The 20050-nt window shown below is 71.2% G+C and carries 19 protein-coding genes; 11 read left to right on the plus strand and 8 right to left on the minus strand.

Annotated elements, in window-relative coordinates; all coding sequences use genetic code 11:
* Window positions 1-128 precede the first annotated feature (128 nt).
* From AC3A3J_RS06155 to AC3A3J_RS06180, 6 genes are read left to right on the plus strand one after another with little or no spacing between them, the layout of a single operon-like run.
* On the plus strand, window positions 129-1067 hold the full coding sequence (locus AC3A3J_RS06155; protein WP_487671446.1) for an ABC transporter substrate-binding protein: 939 nt from the start codon (window positions 129-131) through the stop codon (window positions 1065-1067).
* Window positions 1064-2116, plus strand: coding sequence for an iron chelate uptake ABC transporter family permease subunit (locus tag AC3A3J_RS06160; RefSeq protein ID WP_487671447.1), 1053 nt, complete (start codon window positions 1064-1066; stop codon window positions 2114-2116). Before AC3A3J_RS06155 ends, AC3A3J_RS06160 begins: the two co-directional genes overlap by 4 nt.
* On the plus strand, window positions 2113-3180 hold the full coding sequence (locus AC3A3J_RS06165; RefSeq protein WP_487671448.1) for a FecCD family ABC transporter permease: 1068 nt from the start codon (window positions 2113-2115) through the stop codon (window positions 3178-3180). Before AC3A3J_RS06160 ends, AC3A3J_RS06165 begins: the two co-directional genes overlap by 4 nt.
* Window positions 3173-4006, plus strand: coding sequence for an ABC transporter ATP-binding protein (locus AC3A3J_RS06170; protein ID WP_487671449.1), 834 nt, complete (start codon window positions 3173-3175; stop codon window positions 4004-4006). The genes AC3A3J_RS06165 and AC3A3J_RS06170 overlap by 8 nt, the downstream gene beginning before the upstream one ends.
* Complete coding sequence (locus AC3A3J_RS06175) at window positions 4003-4188, plus strand: hypothetical protein (RefSeq protein ID WP_487671450.1); 186 nt, start codon at window positions 4003-4005, stop codon at window positions 4186-4188. Before AC3A3J_RS06170 ends, AC3A3J_RS06175 begins: the two co-directional genes overlap by 4 nt.
* Before the next feature lie 9 nt (window positions 4189-4197).
* A complete protein-coding gene (locus AC3A3J_RS06180) occupies window positions 4198-4899 on the plus strand; it encodes a siderophore-interacting protein (protein WP_487671451.1) in 702 nt (233 codons plus the stop codon).
* Between the two features lie 119 nt (window positions 4900-5018).
* Here the strand turns inward: AC3A3J_RS06180 and AC3A3J_RS06185 are convergent, their stop codons facing one another.
* Together AC3A3J_RS06185 and AC3A3J_RS06190 are read right to left on the minus strand one after the other, a co-directional pair.
* Complete coding sequence (locus tag AC3A3J_RS06185) at window positions 5019-6650, minus strand: amidohydrolase (RefSeq protein ID WP_487671452.1); 1632 nt, start codon at window positions 6648-6650, stop codon at window positions 5019-5021.
* An 88-nt stretch (window positions 6651-6738) separates the two neighbouring features.
* On the minus strand, window positions 6739-8064 hold the full coding sequence (locus AC3A3J_RS06190) for an MFS transporter (protein ID WP_487671453.1): 1326 nt from the start codon (window positions 8062-8064) through the stop codon (window positions 6739-6741).
* Window positions 8065-8166: 102 nt separating this feature from the next.
* Between AC3A3J_RS06190 and AC3A3J_RS06195 the strand changes: the two genes are divergently transcribed.
* Both AC3A3J_RS06195 and AC3A3J_RS06200 read left to right on the plus strand, forming a co-directional pair.
* On the plus strand, window positions 8167-9051 hold the full coding sequence (locus AC3A3J_RS06195) for a LysR family transcriptional regulator (protein WP_487671454.1): 885 nt from the start codon (window positions 8167-8169) through the stop codon (window positions 9049-9051).
* 236 nt (window positions 9052-9287) lie between these two features.
* A complete protein-coding gene (locus tag AC3A3J_RS06200) occupies window positions 9288-10262 on the plus strand; it encodes a C-terminal binding protein (protein WP_487671455.1) in 975 nt (324 codons plus the stop codon).
* Window positions 10263-10405: 143 nt separating this feature from the next.
* On the opposite strand, the gene AC3A3J_RS06205 is transcribed toward AC3A3J_RS06200, so the two are convergent.
* On the minus strand, window positions 10406-11248 hold the full coding sequence (locus AC3A3J_RS06205) for an SMP-30/gluconolactonase/LRE family protein (RefSeq protein ID WP_487671456.1): 843 nt from the start codon (window positions 11246-11248) through the stop codon (window positions 10406-10408).
* Window positions 11245-11976 (minus strand): hypothetical protein, encoded by a 732-nt coding sequence (locus tag AC3A3J_RS06210; RefSeq protein WP_487671457.1) that lies wholly within the window; start codon window positions 11974-11976, stop codon window positions 11245-11247. Before AC3A3J_RS06210 ends, AC3A3J_RS06205 begins: the two co-directional genes overlap by 4 nt.
* Before the next feature lie 62 nt (window positions 11977-12038).
* Between AC3A3J_RS06210 and AC3A3J_RS06215 the strand changes: the two genes are divergently transcribed.
* Entirely contained in the window at window positions 12039-12881 is an 843-nt protein-coding gene (locus AC3A3J_RS06215; RefSeq protein ID WP_487671458.1) for a Gfo/Idh/MocA family protein, read from the plus strand.
* Window positions 12882-12982: 101 nt separating this feature from the next.
* Window positions 12983-13585 carry a TetR/AcrR family transcriptional regulator gene (locus AC3A3J_RS06220; protein WP_487671459.1) on the plus strand — a complete coding sequence of 201 codons (603 nt, stop codon included), beginning with the start codon at window positions 12983-12985 and terminating at the stop codon, window positions 13583-13585.
* Between the two features lie 26 nt (window positions 13586-13611).
* Here AC3A3J_RS06220 and AC3A3J_RS06225 read toward each other — a convergent pair whose 3' ends face one another.
* Together AC3A3J_RS06225 and AC3A3J_RS06230 are read right to left on the minus strand one after the other, a co-directional pair.
* Complete coding sequence (locus tag AC3A3J_RS06225; RefSeq protein WP_487671460.1) at window positions 13612-13971, minus strand: TraR/DksA family transcriptional regulator; 360 nt, start codon at window positions 13969-13971, stop codon at window positions 13612-13614.
* Between the two features lie 149 nt (window positions 13972-14120).
* Window positions 14121-16769 (minus strand): MMPL family transporter, encoded by a 2649-nt coding sequence (locus tag AC3A3J_RS06230; protein WP_487671461.1) that lies wholly within the window; start codon window positions 16767-16769, stop codon window positions 14121-14123.
* A gap of 69 nt (window positions 16770-16838) precedes the next feature.
* On the opposite strand from AC3A3J_RS06230, the gene AC3A3J_RS06235 reads away from it, so the two are divergent.
* A complete protein-coding gene (locus AC3A3J_RS06235; protein WP_487671462.1) occupies window positions 16839-17411 on the plus strand; it encodes a TetR/AcrR family transcriptional regulator in 573 nt (190 codons plus the stop codon).
* Window positions 17412-17435: 24 nt separating this feature from the next.
* Here AC3A3J_RS06235 and AC3A3J_RS06240 read toward each other — a convergent pair whose 3' ends face one another.
* Window positions 17436-17585: a hypothetical protein gene (locus AC3A3J_RS06240; protein ID WP_487671463.1), complete on the minus strand. Its 150-nt coding sequence runs from the start codon at window positions 17583-17585 to the stop codon at window positions 17436-17438.
* On the minus strand, window positions 17585-19912 hold the full coding sequence (gene purL, locus AC3A3J_RS06245; protein ID WP_487671464.1) for a phosphoribosylformylglycinamidine synthase subunit PurL: 2328 nt from the start codon (window positions 19910-19912) through the stop codon (window positions 17585-17587). The genes AC3A3J_RS06240 and purL overlap by 1 nt, the downstream gene beginning before the upstream one ends.
* Window positions 19913-20050 lie beyond the last annotated feature (138 nt).

Here is a 20050-nt window from a genome sequence, read left to right on the forward strand (position 1 = left end):
TTTCGGCAACTGTTGCCGATGCTGTTAGGGTTGCCTTACCGAACTTCTAGGCCCTTCGAACGCTCGGCTGCTCACCGCCCGAGCGCTCCCGCCCTCCGCTCGACTCCTGCAGAAAGAGACGATTCGTCATGCTCTCCCGTGCCCGCCGCCGCTCCGGCGCGATCCTCTCCGCCTCCGTCTGCGCTCTCCTCCTGCTGTCCGGATGCGCGGCCGCTGACGCCCCCGCAGAAAGCGACGCCGCTCCCGAGACGAGCGGTACCCACGACGTCGAGCACGCACGGGGCATCACCGCCGTCCCCGACGACCCGCAGCGCGTCGTCACCCTCGAGCCCCTCGAGCTCGACACCGCCGTCGCGGTGGGCATCGAGCCCGTCGGTGCAGCGGTCGCCAGCAACGTCACCGGCGCTCCCGCCTACCTCGAGGCCGACGGCGTCGAGCCCGTCGGAACCGTGCCCGAGCCCGACCTCGAGGCGATCGCCGCTCTGAAGCCGGATCTGATCCTGGGGACCGAGGCCCGCCACTCCGAGCTGTACGAGCAGCTCTCGGCGATCGCGCCGACCGTGTTCATCGAGACGCAGGCCGACCCGTGGCGCGACAACGCGCTGCTCATCGGCGAGGCGCTGGGCCGCGAAGACGAGGTCGGCGACCTGCTCGCGGCGGTGGACGAGCGCTGCGAGGGGCTGGCCGACGAGTACGCCGTCGACGGCGAGACGGTGCAGCTGATCCGCCCCCGCGACGAGACGACGCTGAGCCTCTACGGCCCCGTATCGTTCTCGGGCAGCCTGCTCGAATGCGTCGGCTTCACCATCCCCGACCAGGACTGGGCCGACGGCCTGCAGGCCGACATCTCGCCGGAGAACATCCGGTCGGCCACGGCGGACCACGTGTTCGTCACCGTCGCCGACGTCGACGACGCGTCGCAGATCCCGGCGGCGATCGCGCAGAATGCGGATGCCTTCCCCTCGGTGACACCGGTCGACACCAGCTACTGGGTGTCGGGTGTGGGGCCGAAGGGCGCACAGGCGGTGCTCGACGACATCGAGACGTACCTCGCCACGAGCCGGTGACGGCGGTCGCCACGGCTGAGACCACGGGGGCGCCGTCGACGCGGCGTCCCCGTCGCGGCGTGCGTGCGGCCGCGGGCATCCTGCTTCTTCTGGCCGCGCTCGCCGGCGCGGTGCTCCTCTCCCTCGCGGTCGGCGCCAACCCGCTCTCGCCCGGCACGGTGGCTGCGGCGCTGAGGGGCGATGGCACGCCCGAGACCGCGTACGTGGTGCGCGAACTGCGCATCCCGCGCACGGTGACCGGGCTCGTCGCCGGCGCCGCGCTCGGCGTCGCGGGGGCTCTCATCCAGGCCTTCACCCGCAATCCGCTCGCCGATCCGGGCATTCTGGGGGTGAACGCCGGCGCCGCGCTCGCCGTGGCCCTCGGGGTGGCCCTGCTCGGTCTGCGCGATGCGTCCCAATTCGTCTGGCTCGCCTTCCTCGGGGCCCTCGTCGTCACGGTCGTCGTCTACCTCGTCGGATCCTCGGGCCGGGGCTCGGCCGACCCGCTCCGGCTCACCCTCGCCGGGGTGGCCCTGGGGGCGGTGCTCTCGGGCATCACGACGGGCATCGCGCTCAGCGACCCGGATGCCTTCGACTCGATGCGCAGTTGGAACGCCGGTTCGCTGCTCGGCCGCGGCTTCGACGTGATCCTCCCCATCGTCCCGTTCGTGGTGCTCGGTCTGGTTCTCGCGCTCGTGCTCGCGCCGGGGCTGAACGCCGTCGGCCTCGGCGAGGATGTCGCCCGCGCGCACGGGGCGAACGTCCTCGGCATCCGCATCGGGGTGATCGTGGCCGTTACTCTGCTCGCGGGCGCGGCCACGGCGCTCGCGGGCCCGATCGCGTTCGTCGGTCTGATGGTGCCGCACGTCATCCGCTGGACCTTCGGGGTCGACCAGCGCGTCATCCTGCCGCTCTCCGCCGTGCTCGCCCCCGTCGTCCTGCTGCTCGCCGACGTTCTCGGTCGGGTCATCATCGCTCCCGCCGAGGTGCCCGTGGGGATCGTCGCCGCGTTCGTCGGCGCACCGGTCCTCATCCTCCTCGCCCGTCGCCGTCGAGCGAGCGCCCTGTGAACGGACCCTCGACGAGCACCCTCCCGGCCCCGGTCGGGTACCGTCGCGTGCTGCTGCGCATCGGACCGGTGCGCATGCCGGTGCGTGTGCGCAGCATCGTGGTGGGCCTCGCGGCGGTTGTCGCTCTGGGCGTGCTCGGTGTGCTCGCGCTCGGTCTGGGCACGTATCCCGTCGCGCCGCACGACGTGATCCGTACCCTCTTCGGGGGCGGAGACGCCATGGACCGCACGGTCGTGATCGACTGGCGGCTCGCGCGGGCGGTCGCCGCGATCACGATCGGCGCGCTGCTCGGCATCGCGGGCGCCCTGTTCCAGACGGTGACGCGCAACCCGCTGGCGAGCCCCGACATCCTCGGCCTCTCGAACGGCGCGTTCACCGGAATGCTGCTCACCCTGGTGTTCGTGTCGACCGGCTGGCCGCAGCTGACCGTCGGGGCGCTCGTCGGAGGCCTGGCGACCGCGCTCGTGATCTGGCTCCTCGCGGCGCGCGGGGGCGTGCAGGGCTTCCGACTGATCGTCGTCGGCATCGGCGTCTCGGCGATGCTCGCCTCGCTCAACACGTGGATGCTGCTGCAGATCGAGCTCGAGACGGCGATGTTCGCCTCGGCCTGGGGCACCGGCTCGTTGAACGGTGTGACGGCGGGCCCTCTGATCGGCGCGCTGCTGTGCGCGCTGCCCTTCGTCATCGCCGCGCTCGTTCTCGCGCCGGCTCTGCGCCAGCTCGGGCTGGGAGACGATCTGGCGGCGGCATCGGGGGCGCGACCGGCGATGGTCCGCACGGTCGCTCTCCTCGTCGGGGTGGTGCTGGTCGCCGCCGCGACGACGGTCGCCGGCCCGGTCGCCTTCGTCTCGTTGGCCGCGCCGCAGATCGCGCGGCTCGTCGCGCGCACCCCGCAGCTCTCGCTCGTGCTCTCGGGGTTGTTCGGCGCGGTGCTGCTGCTCGGCGCCGACCTCGTCGCGCAGCACGTGCTGCCCACCCCGCTGCCCGTCGGCGTCGTCACCGTCTCGGTCGGCGGCGCCTACCTCGTCCTGATGATCATCCTGGAGATCCGCCGCCGTGCCTGAGACCACGCCCCCTCTCGACTCCTCCGCCCCTCGTCTGCGGGCCGAGGCGATCACGCTGTCGTACGACCGTGCCGAGATCGTGCGCGACCTCACCGTGGCCGTGCCGAACGGGGGGTTCACGGTGATCATCGGGCCGAACGCGTGCGGCAAATCCACGCTGCTGCGCGGCCTGTCGCGGCTGCTCTCGCCGACGCGCGGACGCGTCGTGCTCGACGGGCAGACGATCAGCGCGTTCCCCGCGAAGGAGGTCGCGCGGCGGCTGGGACTGCTGCCGCAGAGCGCGACGGCTCCCGACGGCATCACGGTCGCCGACCTCGTGGCCCGCGGGCGCTACCCGCACCAGAACCTCGTGCGGCAGTGGTCGGATGCCGACGAGCGAGCGGTCGCACGGGCGCTGGAGGCGACGGGAACCGCGGAGATCGCGGAGCGTCCCGTCGACGCGCTCTCGGGCGGCCAGCGCCAGCGGGTCTGGGTCGCCATGGTCCTCGCGCAGGAGACCGACCTGCTGCTGCTCGACGAGCCGACCACCTTCCTCGACGTGGCGCACCAGGTCGAGCTGATGGAGTTGTTCGCCCAGCTCAACGCCGAGGGACGCACGCTCGTGGCGGTGCTGCACGACCTCAACCATGCGGCGCGGTATGCGACCCACATCATCGCGATGCGCGAGGGGCGCATCCTCGCCGAGGGGCCTCCGCACGAGGTGATCACGAGCGAGCGGGTGCACGAGGTCTTCGGGCTTGCGAACGTCGTGATCCCCGACCCGGTCACCGGCGGGCCGCTCGTGGTTCCCCTGCGCGGCACGGCGGCGATCGGGGCTCGGTCGTGACCGGCGAGCGGCGGCCCGCCGTGCCCGCGGAGCGGCCGTCCGCGGTTCCCGCGGAGCGCCCGTGGGCGTACAGCGCGTTCCCGGTGCGGGTGAGTGCTCGGCGGATGCTCAGCCCGCACTTCGTCCGGCTGACCCTGAGCGGCGAGAGCCTGAAGCACTTCGCGGGCTGGGGCATGGATTAGCGCATCAAGGTGGTGCTGCCGCTGCCGGACGGCAGTTTCGCCGACACCGGACTCCTCGACGAGCCGACGCCGCATCCCTCCGAGTGGTACACGCGCTGGCGCGCGCTGCCGGAGGACGAACGCAATGTCCTGCGCACCTACACGCCGGCCGCGATCCGGGCGGAGCAGGGGGAGATCGACATCGACTTCTTCCTGCACGAGCCGGCCGGGCCCGCGTCGGCGTGGGCGGCGGATGCTCAGCCCGGCGACCACCTCGTGGTGAACGGGCCCGACGCTCGCATGGGGTGGACCGGCTACGGTCTGCACTGGCAGCCGGGTGAGGCGAGCCGGTTCCTGCTCGTCGCCGACGAAACGGCGTTCCCGGCGGTGCGCGGCATCCTCGCCACCCTGGGGGCGGAGGCGGACTGCGCGGTGATCCTCGAGTGCGCCGACCCGGCCGACGACCTCATCTCCGCTGAGGTGCCCCGGGGGGTGCGCGTGCAGCGGGTGCTGCGCGAGAGCGGCGACCCGCGCGTCGAGCAGGCGGTGCGCGCCTGGGGGGCGGCGCACGGTGGTGCGGTGCGCGACGACGAGGGGTTCTACGTGTGGATCGCCGGCGAGGCGGGAACGACGACGTCGATCCGGCGATACCTCACCGCCGAGCTCGGCATCCCGAAGGAGCGGGTGTCGTTCCTCGGCTACTGGAAGAGCGGCGGCCCGCTCGTCGGCTGAGTCGCCTGCCCCGCCACCTTCCCCCCGGCCCCCGCATCCACTGCTCCCGTCGCACTTTCTGTCGCCTGAAGGCGGCCGAAGCGACAGAAAATGCGACGGGAGCACCTGCGAAAGGGGGCTCAGCGCTGGAAGACCACCTCGCCGCCGACCACGGTCGTCGTCACGTGCTGCTCGGCGATCCGCTCGGGGGCGATCTCGTAGAGGTCGGCGCTCAGGGCGATGAAGTCGGCCAGCATCCCGACCTTCAGTGTTCCCTTGTCGTGCTCCTGCCCGACCGCGTACGCCGAACCGTGCGTGTAGGCCCGCACGGCCTCGTCGACCGAGATGCGCTCGCGCGCCCCCAGCACCTCGCCGCCGCTCGTGCGCCGCAGCACCATGTCGCGCAGCGAGACGAGGGGGTTCGCGTCGGAGATGGGCGAGTCGGTCGAGCCGTTCAGCACGATCCCGGCATCCGCCAGCGACTTCACGCGGTAGATGTCGTCGCGGCGGTCGGCGGCGACCGCGGCTGCCATGCCGTCGCCGAAGTCCGACACGAACACGCCCTGCGGCACCGGGATCACCCCGAGGCGCGCGGCGCGGGCGATGTCGTCGTCGCTCGCCAGTGCGAAGTGCTCGATGCGATGCCGCACCGCCGGCCGCGGGGCGATGCTCTGCGCGTGCTCGATCGCATCGAGCACGTGGGTGATCGCGCGGTCGCCGATCGCGTGCGTCGCCACGGTCCACCCCGCGCGGTGCGCACCCACGATGTAGTCGCGCAGCGCCTCCGGCTCGTGCAGCAGCACACCGAAGTTGTCGGACTCGCCGTGGAAGCAGGCGTGCATGGCCGCCGACCGGCCGATGAACGACCCGTCGGCGACGATCTTGACCGGTCCGACGCGCAGCATATCGTCGCCGAGACCGGTGCGGATGCCGAGGTCGAGGCCGAGCATCTCCTTGTCCGGCAGGTCGGTGAACGGGTGCAGCACCGTGATGTACGGCATGAGGGTGGTGCGCACGCGCAGCAGACGCCGCTCGACCGCCGTCTGGTACGCGTGGTAGTCGAGGGGGCTGTTGCCCACCATGCGGATCTCGCCGATGCCCGGCTCGGTGACCGACGTCAGGCCGTAGCTCAGCGCCTGGTCGCTCGCGAGGCCGAGGTTGCGCTGCACCTCGTCGAGGTCCATGGGTCGCACGAGGGCGAGGATCGGGGCCATCGCCGATTCCTGCAACAGCCCCTCGGGGCGCCCGGAGCCGTCGCGCGGGATACCGCCGCCGGCGATGTCGGGGAACCCCTCGCGTCCGCTGTATCCGGCGAGCTCGAACGCGCGGGTGTTGGCGACCATCATGTGCCCCGAGACGTGCTCGAGGATCACCGGGCGCCCGCCCGCGACGCGGTCGAGGCCCTCGGCGGTCGGATGCCCCTCGAGGAAGTTCTGGTCGTAGCCGGAACCCCGCACCCAGGCATCCGGAGCCAGTCCCTCGGCGTGCGCGCGCACCGCCGCGTACAGCTCGTCGAGGGAGTTCACCGCGCCGGGCCGCAGGTTCAGCGAGGCGAGGCGGAACCCGGTGAGCGACAGATGGTGGTGGGCGTCGTGGAACCCGGGGAGCACCGGCTGACCGCCCAGGTCGACCACGGCGTCGGCGTCGATGCCGCGCAGGTCGTCGTCGAAGCCGACGATGCGACCGTGCAGCGTGCCGACGCGCTCGGCGGTGGGGCGCTCGGGGTCGAGGGTGCGGATGCGGGCGTTGATGAAGATGGTGTCGACGCGCATGGTCTCTCCAGGGGGCGGGGTGCGTGCGGGGGCCGGATGCTCGGCGAGGGGTGCCGGGCCGGGCCGCGGCACCCCTGGCGCCCGGGCGTCAGGCGGTGGCGGGGGCGGTCGCCGCGACCTCGGCGTCGACCGAGCGGGCGATGCGGCGCTGGAGGCCCCACACGCCGGCGATCGTGACGAGGATCATCACGGCGTAGAACACCACCACGCCCCACACGCTGCCGCCGGTGGAGTTGAGGATCCACTGCGCGACGAGCGGGGTCGATCCGCCGAACACCGTGGCGCACAGCTGGTAGGCGAGCGAGACGCCCGAATAGCGGATGCGCGCGGGGAACGCCGAGGCCAGCAGGGTCGCGAGCAGCGCGTAGTAGGCCGTGCTGCCGATGATCGTGGCGTAGAGGGTGACGGTGATCCACAGCGGAGAGGCGGCCTGGATCGCGAGGAAGTACGGCACGGTCAGCGCGACGCTGAGCACGAGACCCGCCAGCATCACGCGGGCGATGCCGAAACGCTCGGCGATCTTCGCGGCGATGGGCTGCCACACGAACTGCAGAACGGCCATGCCGAGCAGGATGTTCAGCATGAGCTGACGGTCGATGCCGAGCGAGCCCGTGGTCCAGGCGAGGAGGAACGTGTTCGAGAAGTAGGCGTTCGAGATGCCCATGACCGACGCGAGCACGCCGAGGCCGATGAGCAGCGGGGCGGTGCGGATGGCGACGAGCACCGGGGCGCTCACGACCTCCTGCGACTTCTTCGCGGCCTCGAAGTCGGGCGACTCCTCGACCTTCACGCGGATGACGAGACCGATGATCACGAGCACCGCCGACAGCAGGAACGGGATGCGCCATCCCCACGAGATGAACGCGTCGTCGGGAAGCAGCCCCACGAGCAGGAACATCACGGTCGCGAGGATCGAGCCGGCGGGCGAGCCCTGCTGCACCCAGGCGCCGGCGAGGCCCTTCTTCTCGGCGCGGGCGTTCTCGGTCGATAGCAGCACCGCGCCGCCCCACTCGCCACCGACCGCGAAGCCCTGCAGGCCGCGCAGCACGACGAGCAGGATCGGGGCGAAGATGCCGATCTGCGCGTAGGTGGGGAGGAGACCGATCATCGTGGTCGCGAGCCCCATGAGGATGAGCGTGAGCACGAGCACGTTCTTGCGGCCGAACTTGTCGCCGAAGTGGCCGAACACGAGCCCGCCGATGGGGCGCATGAGGAAGCCGACCCAGAAGGTGGCGAACGAGGCGAGCAGGGCGGCGCCCGGTGCGACCTCGGGGTAGAAGACGCGGCCGAACACGAGGGCGGCGGCCGTGCCGAAGATGTAGAAGTCGTACCATTCGATCGCGGTGCCGACGAAGGCGCCGACCATCGAACGTCGTTGCCGGGCAGAACTGATCTCGCTGTGCGAAGGGGCCATCGGGAAGGCTCTCTGTCTCGGGGGAGTCGGGTTCTGCCATCCTGATCGTCCCACGCCATGCTCGTCCAATGAAGAATCCGAGGATAGACATACGCTTTGTGTATGTACGGAGAGCGGGAACTGGAAGCATTCGTCGCGGTGCTCGACCACGGATCGGTGAGTCTGGCCGCCGAGCGCCTGATCCGCACCCAGCCGACGGTGTCGCGGCAGATCGCCTCGCTGGAGCGTCAGGTGGGGGCATCCCTCTTCCGCCGAATGCCGCAGGGCATGGTCACCACGTACGCCGGAGAGCGGCTCGAACCCATGGCGCGCGACCTCGTGCGGCGCGGACGGCGGGCGCGCGAGGTCATGGCGGGCATCGTGCAGAAGGAGCGATCGTTCGTCGCCGCCGCGCCCGAGATGACGAGCGTGCTGGTGCTGGCGCCGTTCATCGCGGGCGGCGGGCCGATCTCCGACGTGGTGGTCGCGACGCCGGCCGAGACCTACGACCGGCTGCGGTCGGGGGCCGACCTCGCGGTGACGACCGCCCCGCCGGATGCCCGGCTCAGCAGCATCCGCATCCTCACCCTGCCTCTCTACTGCCAGCTGCCGGCTTCGCACCCGCTCGCCGTGCGGGAACGGCTCGAACTCGAGGATCTGCTCGCCGGGCCGTTCCTGACATCGGGCGCGGGATCCGCCGCGTGGACGCAGATCCAGCGCGCGGCCGAGAGCGAGGCGTGGTCGGTCGAGATGGCGAGTTTCGGGGCGGATGCGCCGATCATCCAGGCGCGGTCGGCCGCGGGTCACGGGCCGTGCGTGGTCGTCGAGCCGCCGCGGTTCGGGCTGCTGTCTCGCCCGCTGCACCACCGGGGGCTGCCGATGCAGTGCGCGCTCTACGCGAGCTGGGAGCGCACGCACTACGCGCGGGAGGACATCCGCCGGGTGGCCGAGCAGCTCACCGCGTTCGCCGCCGACCACGTGATGAGTCTCTACGACCCCGCCCTCTGACTCCTCGTCCCCCCTCTTCCCGCCCCCTCCCCCTCCTTCCGCTCCCTCCCCCTCCTTCTGCTCCCTCCCCCTCCTTCTGCTCCCGTCGCATTTTCTGTCGCTTCCTGTCGGCCGGAGCGACAGAAAATGCGACGGGAGCGGCCGGAAGACGGCGGGGCCACAGGAACAGCGGGAGCAGGGGGCGGCGGGCGGAGCCGGGGGGCGGCCGCGGTGCTAGATGCTATAGCATCAGGAGCATGACAGCGCCGTTCATTCTCGTGACCGACTGCGACCTCCCTGGGACCGTCATCGAAGACACCCTCCGCAGTGCCGGCCTCCGGGCCGATCGCGCGCCGGCATCCGATCCGGATGCGCTCGCCGCCGCAGGGGCCGACGCCACGGGACTCGTCGTGCAGTGGGCGCCGATCGGCACAGAGGTGATGGATCGCATGCCGAACCTCCGCATCATCAGCCGCGTGGGCATCGGCTACGACATGGTCGACGTCGAGGCGGCGACCGCACGCGGCATCGCCGTCGCGAACACCCCCGGCTATTGCATCGAAGAGGTCGCCGCGCACACGATCGCGATGATCATGACCCAGGCCCGCGGACTTCCGGCGTACGACCGCGCGGTCCGCGCGGGGACGTGGAAGGCGGTGGATGCCCGGCCGCTCGCCGTGCGTCCCTCGACGACGACCGTCTCGGTGCTGGGCTTCGGCCGGATCGGGTCGATGGTGGCGCGCGGATGCCAGGCGCTCGGGTTCCGCGTGCTCGTCGCCGATCCGTTCGCCTCGGCCGAGTCCGTTCGAGACGCCGGATGCGAGCCGGTCGAGATCGCGGATGCGGTGGCGCGAGCCGACATCCTCACGCTGCACGTCCCGCTGACCCCGGAGACCCACCACCTGATCGACGCGGCCGTGCTCGCAACGATGAAGCGCGGGGCCGTCGTGGTCAACACGTGCCGCGGGCCGCTCATCGACGAGCACGCGCTGGCGGAAGCGCTGCGGTCGGGGCAGGTGGGCGCGGCGGCGCTCGACGTGTTCGACGGTGAACCTCTGGCCGATGCCTCGCCGCTGCGCGAGCTCGACCAAGTGCTGCTGTCGCCGCACGCCGCGTGGTACTCGCCCGAGGCCCTTGCCGACCTGCCCGTGCATGCCGCCCGCAACATCGTCGACTTCCTCGCCGGTGCACCCGCGCCCGTGGTCAACCCCGGCTACGCCGCCGCCCGCTGACTACGCGCGCTCTCCGCCCGCGTCGACTCCGCGTGAGGGGTCGAGAATGGTCGCGTTCACGGGCCTGTGCACGGCGTGTCTCGACTCCTCGCGCACCCGCCCTGCACGCTGCCCGTGCCCCGCGCCGCGCCGCGCCGCGCCCGTCAGCCGGCGAACGCCACAGCAGGCAGGCCGGTCACCCCGGGGCGCACCGCGAACAGCGAACCCGCCTCGGTGCCGTGGTCGGGGTCGAGACCCTGCGCCGAGGTCGTGATGTAGAGCGTGCCGAGATCGTCGCCGCCGAACGTACACGCGCTCACCTGCGGCACGGGCAGCTCGATGCGCTCGATGAGCGACCCGTCCGGGGCGTAGCCGTGCACGGCCGCGCCGCCCCACAGCGCCACCCACACCGAACCGTCGGCCGCGACGGTGAGGCCGTCGGGCGACCCCTGCTCCTCGTCGATCGTGACGAAGCCGCGTCGCCCGCGCAGCTCGCCCTCGCTCACGTCGAACACGTCGATGCGCTGCGTCTCGGTGTCGACGTAATACGCTCGGCCCCCGCCCGGGGCGAAGGCGACCCCGTTCGACACGGTCACCCGCGACAGTACCTGCGTCGCCGACAGATCCGCGCCGATCCGCAGGACGCGGCCGGTCGCGCCGCCGCCCGTCGCCATCGATCCGGCCAGCAGCCGCCCTCGCGGGTCGACCGTGCCGTCGTTGAACTGCGCCTCGCCGAGGTCGAAGGTCGCCACGACGCGGGTCGGTCCGTCTGCCGAGTCGGACAGGTGCATCGACCGTTCGCCGAACGCTACGAAGCCGCCCCCGACCCGCGGACGGCAGAACGCCGCGTAGGTGTCGTCGAGGTGCAGACGATGGACGCCGTCGTCGCGCAGCGTCACGAGGTCGGCGGCGTCGGCATCCGCCCATCGAATGCCGCCCCACGACGTCGACCACACGGGGGTCTCGGCATGCACGCAGATCGGACCGGTCAGGTTCTCGACCTTCACGAGGGCTCCTCGGTCCCGCGCGTCAGCTCGCGCGCCACCTTCTTCTCGAGCACCTCGACGGCCTCGTCCGACAGCAGGATCAGCCCGTCGAGCTCTTCGCGCACGCGCTTGTAGGCGAGGTTGCGCTCGGCCTGCGTGGCCGACTCGTCGACCGCGACGGTGAGCAGCTTCTGAGCTCGATCGAGGCGTTTGCGCTCGGTCTCGGTGAAGGTCGAGTCGCGCAGGCGCCGAGCATCCTTCTCGGCCACCTCGAACGCCACCGCGTAGGCGCCGACGGCATCGAGGTACTCGGCCACCTGCTGCTCGGTGACCTTCGCGTCGGCCGACGCGGGCCGCAGGGCATCCGCCGTGCGCTTCGCCCGCAGGAACGCCGCGGTCAACGGCTGGCGGCCGTCGCTCATCGCGGGGAACGCGATCAGCTTCGATACGTCGAGCTCGTAGTCGAGCCAGCGCGCGGTGATCTCGTCGTGCTCGGCGAACAGGCGCACCAGCAGGTCGTTCGGGGCGACGGACGGGGCCGAGTCGACGACCGTGGTGCGAGTCCGCCCGCCCGCGCGCGCGTCGATCTGCGCCTGCTTCAGCTGCGCCTTGACCTTCAGCGTCTCGATGCGTCGCTCGTGCCGCCGCTTCGACGCGCGTTCCCACGACTTGGCAGCGCCGCCGGCGGCCGCCATCAGGGGGAAGATGAGCCACCAGAAGTCGCCCGCGAAGTCCAGCAACGGTTGCATGATGTGCTCAGCCTACTGGCGGGGGGACGACGCGCGAGGGGGGTCTCCGCGAGGATGGAGGGATGCATCCCGTGCGCGTCGGCCTCGTCGGTATCGAGAACAGTCATGCCGAGCACATCCTGCGCCATCTCGGCCTCGACGAGGCACCGCCGCTGCGGGCGACCGCGATCGTGGCGGGCGATCCCGACCGCACCGCGCGCTTCGCCGAGCTCGGCGGGGTCGAGCGCGTGGTCGACGATGTGCGCGCTCTCGCCGGCGAAGTGGATGCGCTCATCGTCACGACCCGCGACGGTGCCACGCACCGCGACCTCGCGGTGCCGTTCCTCGACGCGGGCGTGCCGGTGTGGGTCGACAAGCCGTTCGCCACGACCCGGGCGGATGCCGAGGCCATGGTCGCGGCAGGCGCGCGCGGCGGGGCGCTCGTCACCTCGTCGTCGACGTTGCGGTGGCTGCCCGACACGGATGCCGTCTCTGCCGCCCTCCCCGGGATCGGCCCCGTGCGCCGCCTCACGGTGTCGGGTCCCGCTGACCCGGACGGTCCGTTCGGCGGCCTCTTCTTCTACGGCATCCATCACGCCGACCTCGCGCAGCGACTCATCCCCGGCGATCCGGAGGACCTGCGGGTCGCGGCCTACGACCGGGGTCTCACCGCGCACTACCGGTGCGGAGAGGTCGAGGTGACGCTCGACTTCGTCCGGCCCGCGTTCGAGGTCCCGTTCCGCGTGACGGCGGAGGGTGCGAAGGGGAGCATCGACCGGGAGATCGCGGTGGACGGCGACTACGTGCGGCCGTCGCTGCGGGCGTTCGCGCGGATGCTCGTGACGCGGTCGATCGCGGTGCCGGCGGTCGAGATGCTCGCCGCGGTCACGGTCGTCGAGCAGACGGTTGCGACTGCGGGCGAGTGAGCGCGCGCCGCGCGTCGTGTGGCGCGTGTCCGTTGTGAAATCGATGACAGATGGCGAACGGCATCGGCGCTTTCTGCGCTATCGGAACCTAGAATGTGCCCATGACAGCTCGGGGGAGATACGCGAAGGGGATCGCGAAGCGGGAGGAGATCCTGCAGGTCGCTCTCGATGTCGTCGCCGAGGTCGGGTACCGGAAGGCCTCCAACCGTGAGATCGCCGAGAGGGTCGGACTCACCCAGCCCGGGCTCATGCATTACTTCTCCTCGCGCGAGGAGCTGTACATGGAGGTGCTCCGCGCGAAGGACATTCGCGACCTCGATCGGTTCCTCGCCCCCGACCTGACGTTCGACGGGTACCTCGCGGTCATCGCGCACAACATGTCGGTGCCCGGACTCGTGCGCCTCTTCGTGGAGTTCTCGGCCGAGGCGACCATCCCGGGGCACCCGGCCAACGAGTACTTCGTCGAGCACTACGCCGGTGCGCGGAGACTGCTGACTGACGTGATCGAGCGGGCGCAGGCGTCCGGTGACCTCGGACCGACCATCGACGTGCCCATCACCGTCGACATCATCATCGCGGTCTCCGACGGCCTGCAGATGCAGTGGCTCCTCGACTCGTCGGTGGACATGGTCGAGCGTCTGACTCGCCTCTGGAACGGGGTGCTTCTCGCCTCGCACCGCCCCGCCCCTGACCCCGCCGCCTGATCCGGCTCGCCCGGGGGCGTGTCGGATCAGCGGCCGAGGGCGGTCGCGCAGGCGACGCAGTACTCGGCGAAGGGGCGGATCTCGAGGCGCGCGGCGGGGATCGGTCGACCGCAGCGCAGGCACACGCCGTAGGTGCCGGCATCCATGCGGGCGAGTGCGTCGTCAACCTGCTGCAGTTCGGATGCCGCGGCCTCGGCGAGCCCCGTCAGGCGCGACCACTCCGACGAGAGCGTGACGCCCTCGGGGTCGTGCTCGTCGTCGTCGTTCGAGCCCTCCCGGTCGTGCGTGAGCTCGTCGAGGATCGCCGCGGTCGCGCGCACCCGGGCATCCGCTCGGGTGCGCATCGCCGTGAGCAGCGCCCGCAGGCGTCCCTCGTCGTCCTCCATGCCGGCCACCCTACCCGCGCCGCGATTTGTGCCCGTGCCCGTGCCCTCTCCCACCCACCTACCCGCATCCAACGCGAGGGGTCAAGACACGCCGTGCGGGAGCAGCCGGACGCGGCACTTTCTGACCCCTCGCGTGAGAGGCGCGGCACTCAGCCGCGCTCGCGACGCTTGCGCTCGGCACGGGTGCGCGGCACGGCGCCCTCGGCCCGGGCGGCTTTGCGCTCCGCCCGGGTGCGCGGAACCGCGCCGTCGCGCGAGCCTCGCCCGCGAGCCGGAGCGGCGTCAGCCATCTCGGGCGCAGCGTCGACGTGCACCGAGGGGTGGTCGCGCTCGAGCGCGGCGCCCTCCATGTCGACGTTCGGCAGGGCGCGGTCGAGCCAGCGCGGCAGCCACCACGCCGACTTCCCGAGCAGGTGCATGAGGGCCGGCATGAGCAGCATCCGCACCACGAGCGCGTCGAGCAGCACGCCGAACGCGAGTCCGAACCCGATCGAACGGATGATCGTCGATTCCGAGAACACGAAGCCGCCGAACACCGAGACCATGATCAGCGCCGCGGCGATCACGACCGAACGGCCCGCGCGGAACCCCTGCGCCACGGCGTCCCGTGCCGGCGCGCCGTGCACGTACGCCTCGCGCATGCCGGAGGCGAGGAACAGCTGATAGTCCATCGCCAGCCCGAACAGGATGCCGACGAGGATCACCGGCAGGAAGCTGAGGATCGGTCCGGTGCTGTGCAGGCCGATGAGGTCGGCGCCCCAGCCGAACTGGAACACCGAGACGATGAGCCCGTACGTCGCGAACAACGACAGCACGAACCCTCCGGTCGCGATGATCGGCACGAGCAGCGAACGGAACACGACGATCATGATGAGCAGCGACAGACCAACGACCACCACGAGGTACAGGGGCAGCACGCTCGCGAGCGCCTCGGAGATGTCGATGTTCACCGCGGCCTGGCCCGCGACGCCGAGGGTGATGCCGCCGTCGAGATCGGGCAGGGCGCGGATGCTCTGCACGAGCTTCTCGGTCGACGGGCTGTTCGGCCCCTCGGCGGGCAGTACCTGGAATGCGAGCAGCGCGTTGTCGTCGGATGCCGCCACGGGGGCCACGGCGACGACATCGTCCTGGTCGGCGAGCTTCTGCGCCACCTCGACCTGCGTCGCGAGGAGGTCGTCGTCGCTCACGCCCTCGTCGAGCGTGGCGGTGACGAGCAGTGGGCCGTTGGCTCCGGCGCCGAACTGGTCCTCGACCGCGTGGAAGGCGCGGTAGCTGGTCGAGTCGTCGGGCTCGCTGCCGCCGTCGGGCAGCCCCAGACGCATCGACATCGCGGGGATCGCGATGACGAGCAGGGCCACGACGCTGACGAGCGCGGTGACGATCGCGCGCAGCGTCGACATGCGCTTCACCGGCTTGCCCGCGGCGTGCGGCTGTCCGACGGCGGCGCGCGCCTTTCGGCTGAGCAGGCGCTCGCCGAGCAGGCCGAGGATGGCGGGGGCGAGCGTGACCGCGACGAGCACCGCGATCGCGACGCAGACCGCGCCGACGGTGCCCATGAGGCCGAGGAACGGCACCCCGGTGACGTTGAGCGCGAGCAGCGCGACGATGACCGTCGCGCCGGCGAACACGACCGCGGTGCCCGAGGTTCCGGTCGCCAGGCCGATCGACTCGCGCAGCGGCGAACCCGCGAGCAGCTGCTTGCGGTGCCGGTTGACGATGAAGAGCGAGTAGTCGATACCCACGGCGAGGCCCAGCATCACGCCCAGGACGGGGGTGACGGATGCCATGTCGACGACGCCCGAGAAGGCGAGGGATGCCGTCACGCCGACGCCCACGCCGACCACTGCCGTGACGATGGGCAGGGCCGCGCCGAGCAGCGTGCCGAGCATGACGATGAGCACGACGGCGGCGAAGGCCAGTCCGACGGCCTCGCCGATGCCGAAGATCTCGGGCACGCCCTGGGCGATGTCGGTGCCGAAGTCGACCGTGACGCCGTCGATCGGCTCGTCCTGGAAGTGCGCGATCGTGCCCTGCTTGACCTCTTCGGAGAGTTCGAGGCGGGGGTCGACGAACGAGACGTTGACGATCGCCGTCGACCCGTCCTCCGAGACGACGCCGATGCCGTTCGCGAGGTCGAGCAGCGTGCGGCCGAGCTCGGCCTGCTCGGCGTTGGCCTCGAGCTCGTCGCGGCCGCTGTTCAGGGTCTGCTGCTGGGTCTCGAGCTCGGTGAGCTGCGCGGTGAGCTGCAGCTTCTGCGCGTCGATCCCGGCGAGCTGCGCGGCGGGAGCGCCGGCGGCCTCGGCCTGGGCGCGTGCCGCATCGATCTGCGCGATACCGGTCTCGAGCTGGGTGCGTCCCGAATCGATCTGCGCCTGGCCCGCGTCGAGCTGGGCGCGGCCGTCGGCGATCTGCTGCTCACCGTCGGCGAGCTGCTGCGCCTGGTCGGCCTGCTGCTGCTGGGTCTCGAACGGGTCGATCACGGCGGCGACGCCGTCGAGGTCCTCGGCGCTGGTCGCCAGGTCGGAGATCGCGGCCTTCTGCTCGTCGGTGAAGGGCTCGCCATCTTCGGTCTGATAGACGACCGTGCCGGTGCCGCCGGCGGTGTCGGGCAGTTCGTCGGCGAGCTCGTCGATCACCTTTCCCGAGGCCGTGCCCGGGATGTCGAAGCTGTTGCTCAGCGTGCCCCCGAACGTGAGGAACGCGCCGACGCCGAGGCCGAGCAGTACGACCCAGGTGATGATCACGGTCCACGCCCTGCGGGCAGCGAAAGTACCGAGACGGAAGAGCAGTGAAGCCAAGGCGATCTCCTTCAGACCCTCAGATCATACGGTACGTCTCGTCTAGCCTTCTGTGGCTATCCTGAACGGATGACGAACGAGCACCGGAGCGGACCCGTCCGCAGCACCGCTGCGCGCGAGGCCATCCTGGATGCCACATCCCGTCTCTTCCACAATCAAGGCTATGACCGCCTCACGATCGAGGGCATTGCCAAAGAGGCCGGCGTCGGCAAGCAGACGATCTACCGGTGGTGGCCCTCCCGCGGCGCGCTCATCGGGGAGTGCCTTGCCGAGGGGCGGCTCGTTCCGGTCGACTTCGAGGTACCGGACACGGGCGAGCTGCTCTCCGACGTCGAGTCGTGGCTGCGCAGCGTGCTGTCGATCCTCGATGCCCCCGAGGGAGGGGTGCTGCTGCGCTCGCTCGTCGCCGCCGCGACCGAAGACGCGGGAGTCGGCCAGCACCTCGGCCAGAGCCTGGGCGTCGAGGAGCATCTCGGCTCGCGACTGCGTGCGGGCATCCGCGCCGGTCAGTTGCCCGAGACGGCTCCCGTGCAGGAGATCGGACGCGCCATCCTCGGCGCGATCATCGTCGAGGCGCTCGGCCGAGAGGACCGCGATCCCGAGTCGGTCGTGCGCCTCGCGCGCTTCCTCTTCTCCCGCTGACCGGGCTCCCCGTGGGTGCTCCGCTCAGAAGCCGGGGAGGAGCGTGAACAGCGTCGCGCCACCGCCGCCGAGGATCAGGGCGATGATGACCGTCCACGCGACGACCCGGATGCGGCGGTTGCGGCGCTCGCCGAGATCGCCGTAATCCTCGCTGAGGTGGTCGTCGCTGCTCATCAGGCCACCGGCTCGGTGACGGTCGGCCCGAAGTACGACGGCAGCGTGGCGGTCGAGCGCTCGCGCAGCTCGGCGGCCGAGACCGTGAACACGTCCTGCACCTCGAGCTGCGGCTCGGTATCGGTGACGCCGATGCGCATGACGGGGTAGCCACGGCCCTCGCAGAGTCCGCGGAACTTCACGTCGTCCTCCCGCGGCACCGTGACGATGACGCGACCGGTCGACTCCGAGAACAGGGCGGATGCCGCATCCACGCCGTCGCGCTCCATGATCTCGGTCAGCCACACGCGGGCTCCGACGCCGAAGCGCATGACACCCTCGGCGAGCGCCTGTGCGAGGCCGCCCTCCGACAGGTCGTGCGCCGAGGAGATCAGCCACTCGTCGCGCGCGGCGGCGAGCAGGCCGGCGAGACGCTTCTCGCCCGCCAGGTCGACCTTCGGCGGACGCCCACCGAGGTGCTGGTGCACGACCTCGGCCCAGGCCGAGCCCGAGAGCTCGGTCGACGTGGTGCCGAGCAGGTAGATGTTCTGGCCCTCGTCTTGCCATCCCGAGGGGATGCGGCGCGAGACGTCGTCGATGATGCCGAGCACGCCCACGAGCGGGGTGGGGTGGATCGGCACGTCGCCGGTCTGGTTGTAGAACGAGACGTTGCCGCCGGTGACCGGGGTGCCCAGCTCGTAGCATCCGTCGGCGAGACCGTCGACGGTCTGCCCGAACTGCCACATGACCTCGGGGTTCTCGGGCGAGCCGAAGTTCAGGCAGTCGGTGATGGCGGTGGGCACCGCGCCGGTGACGGCGACGTTGCGGTACGCCTCGGCCAGCGCGAGCTGCGCACCGGCGTACGGGTCGAGCTGGCAGTACCGGCCGTTCGCATCGGTCGCGATCGAGAAGCCCAGGCCCGACTCCTCGTCGACGCGGATCATGCCGGCGTCGTCGGGGAAGCTGAGGGCCGTGTTGCCGAGCACGTAGTAGTCGTACTGGTTCGTGATCCACGAGGTGTCGGCGAGGTTCGGCGAGGCCACCAGGGAGAGGAACTGCTCGCGCAGCGTCTCGGGGTCGGTCGCGCGGGGCAGGTTCTCGGCGGCATCCGCCTGCAGGGCGTCGATCCACGTCGGGTACGCGACCGGCCGGTCGTAGACCGGGCCGTCGACCGCGACGGTCGAGGGGTCGACGTCGACGATGCGCTCGCCCTGCCAGTCGATGACGAGGCGTCCGTCGCCGGTGACCTCGCCCAGCACCGAGGTCTCGACCTCCCACTTGCCGACGACGGCGAGGAAGGCGTCGAGCTTTTCGGGCGCGACGATCGCCATCATGCGCTCCTGCGACTCCGACATGAGGATCTCTTCCGCCGTGAGCGACGGGTCGCGCAGCAGAACGTTGTCGAGCGACACGTGCATGCCGCTGTTGCCGTTCGCGGCGAGTTCGCTGGTCGCGCACGAGATGCCCGCGGCGCCGAGATCTTGGATCGCCTCGACGAGTTCTTCGCGGTAGAGCTCGAGGCAGCACTCGATGAGCACCTTCTCGGCGAACGGGTCGCCGACCTGCACCGCGGGGCGCTTGGTCGGGCCGCCGTCGGCGAACGTGTCGGAGGCGAGGATGCTCGCGCCGCCGATGCCGTCGCCACCGGTGCGGGCGCCGAACAGCACGACCTTGTTGCCGACGCCGGTCGCGTTCGCGAGCTTGAGGTCTTCGTGGCGCAGCACGCCCACCGCGAGCGCGTTCACGAGCGGGTTCGCCTGGTAGACCGCATCGAACACGGTCTCGCCGCCGATGTTCGGCAGGCCGAGGCAGTTGCCGTAGAAGCTGATGCCGCTCGTCACGCCGTGCACTACGCGGGCGGTGTCGGGGTGGTCGATCGCGCCGAAGCGCAGCGCATCCATCACGGCGACCGGGCGCGCGCCCATCGAGATGATGTCGCGCACGATGCCGCCGACGCCGGTCGCGGCGCCCTGGAACGGCTCGATGAAGCTGGGGTGGTTGTGCGACTCGGCCTTGAAGGTGACGGCCCAGCCCTCGCCGACGTCGATGACGCCCGCGTTCTGGCCCATGCCGACCATGAGGCGTTCCTTCATCTCGTCGGAGACCTTCTGGCCGAAGCGACGCAGGTAGTTCTTGCTGCTCTTGTACGAGCAGTGCTCCGACCACATGACGGAGTACATCGCCAGCTCACCCGAGGTGGGGCGCCGCCCGAGGATCTCGCGGATCTTCGCGTACTCGTCGTCTTTCAGGCCGAGCGCCGCGTAGGGCTGCTCCTTCTCGGGCGTCTCGATCGCGTTCGAGACGGAGTCGGGGACGTGCTTGCGGGCGGGTGCAGGGGCGGTGGTCACGCACACTCCAAGGGAAGGGGCCGGCGGGGCAGGTTCAGTCTACCGGCGAGGTCCGACACTCCCGCCCCCGCCCCGCCCCACCGCCCGCCCCCGCCCTCACCCCCGCCCCCACCGCCACTGCGGGATCAATATGTCGGC

This window comes from Microbacterium sp. Soil_N32, from assembly GCF_057655505.1.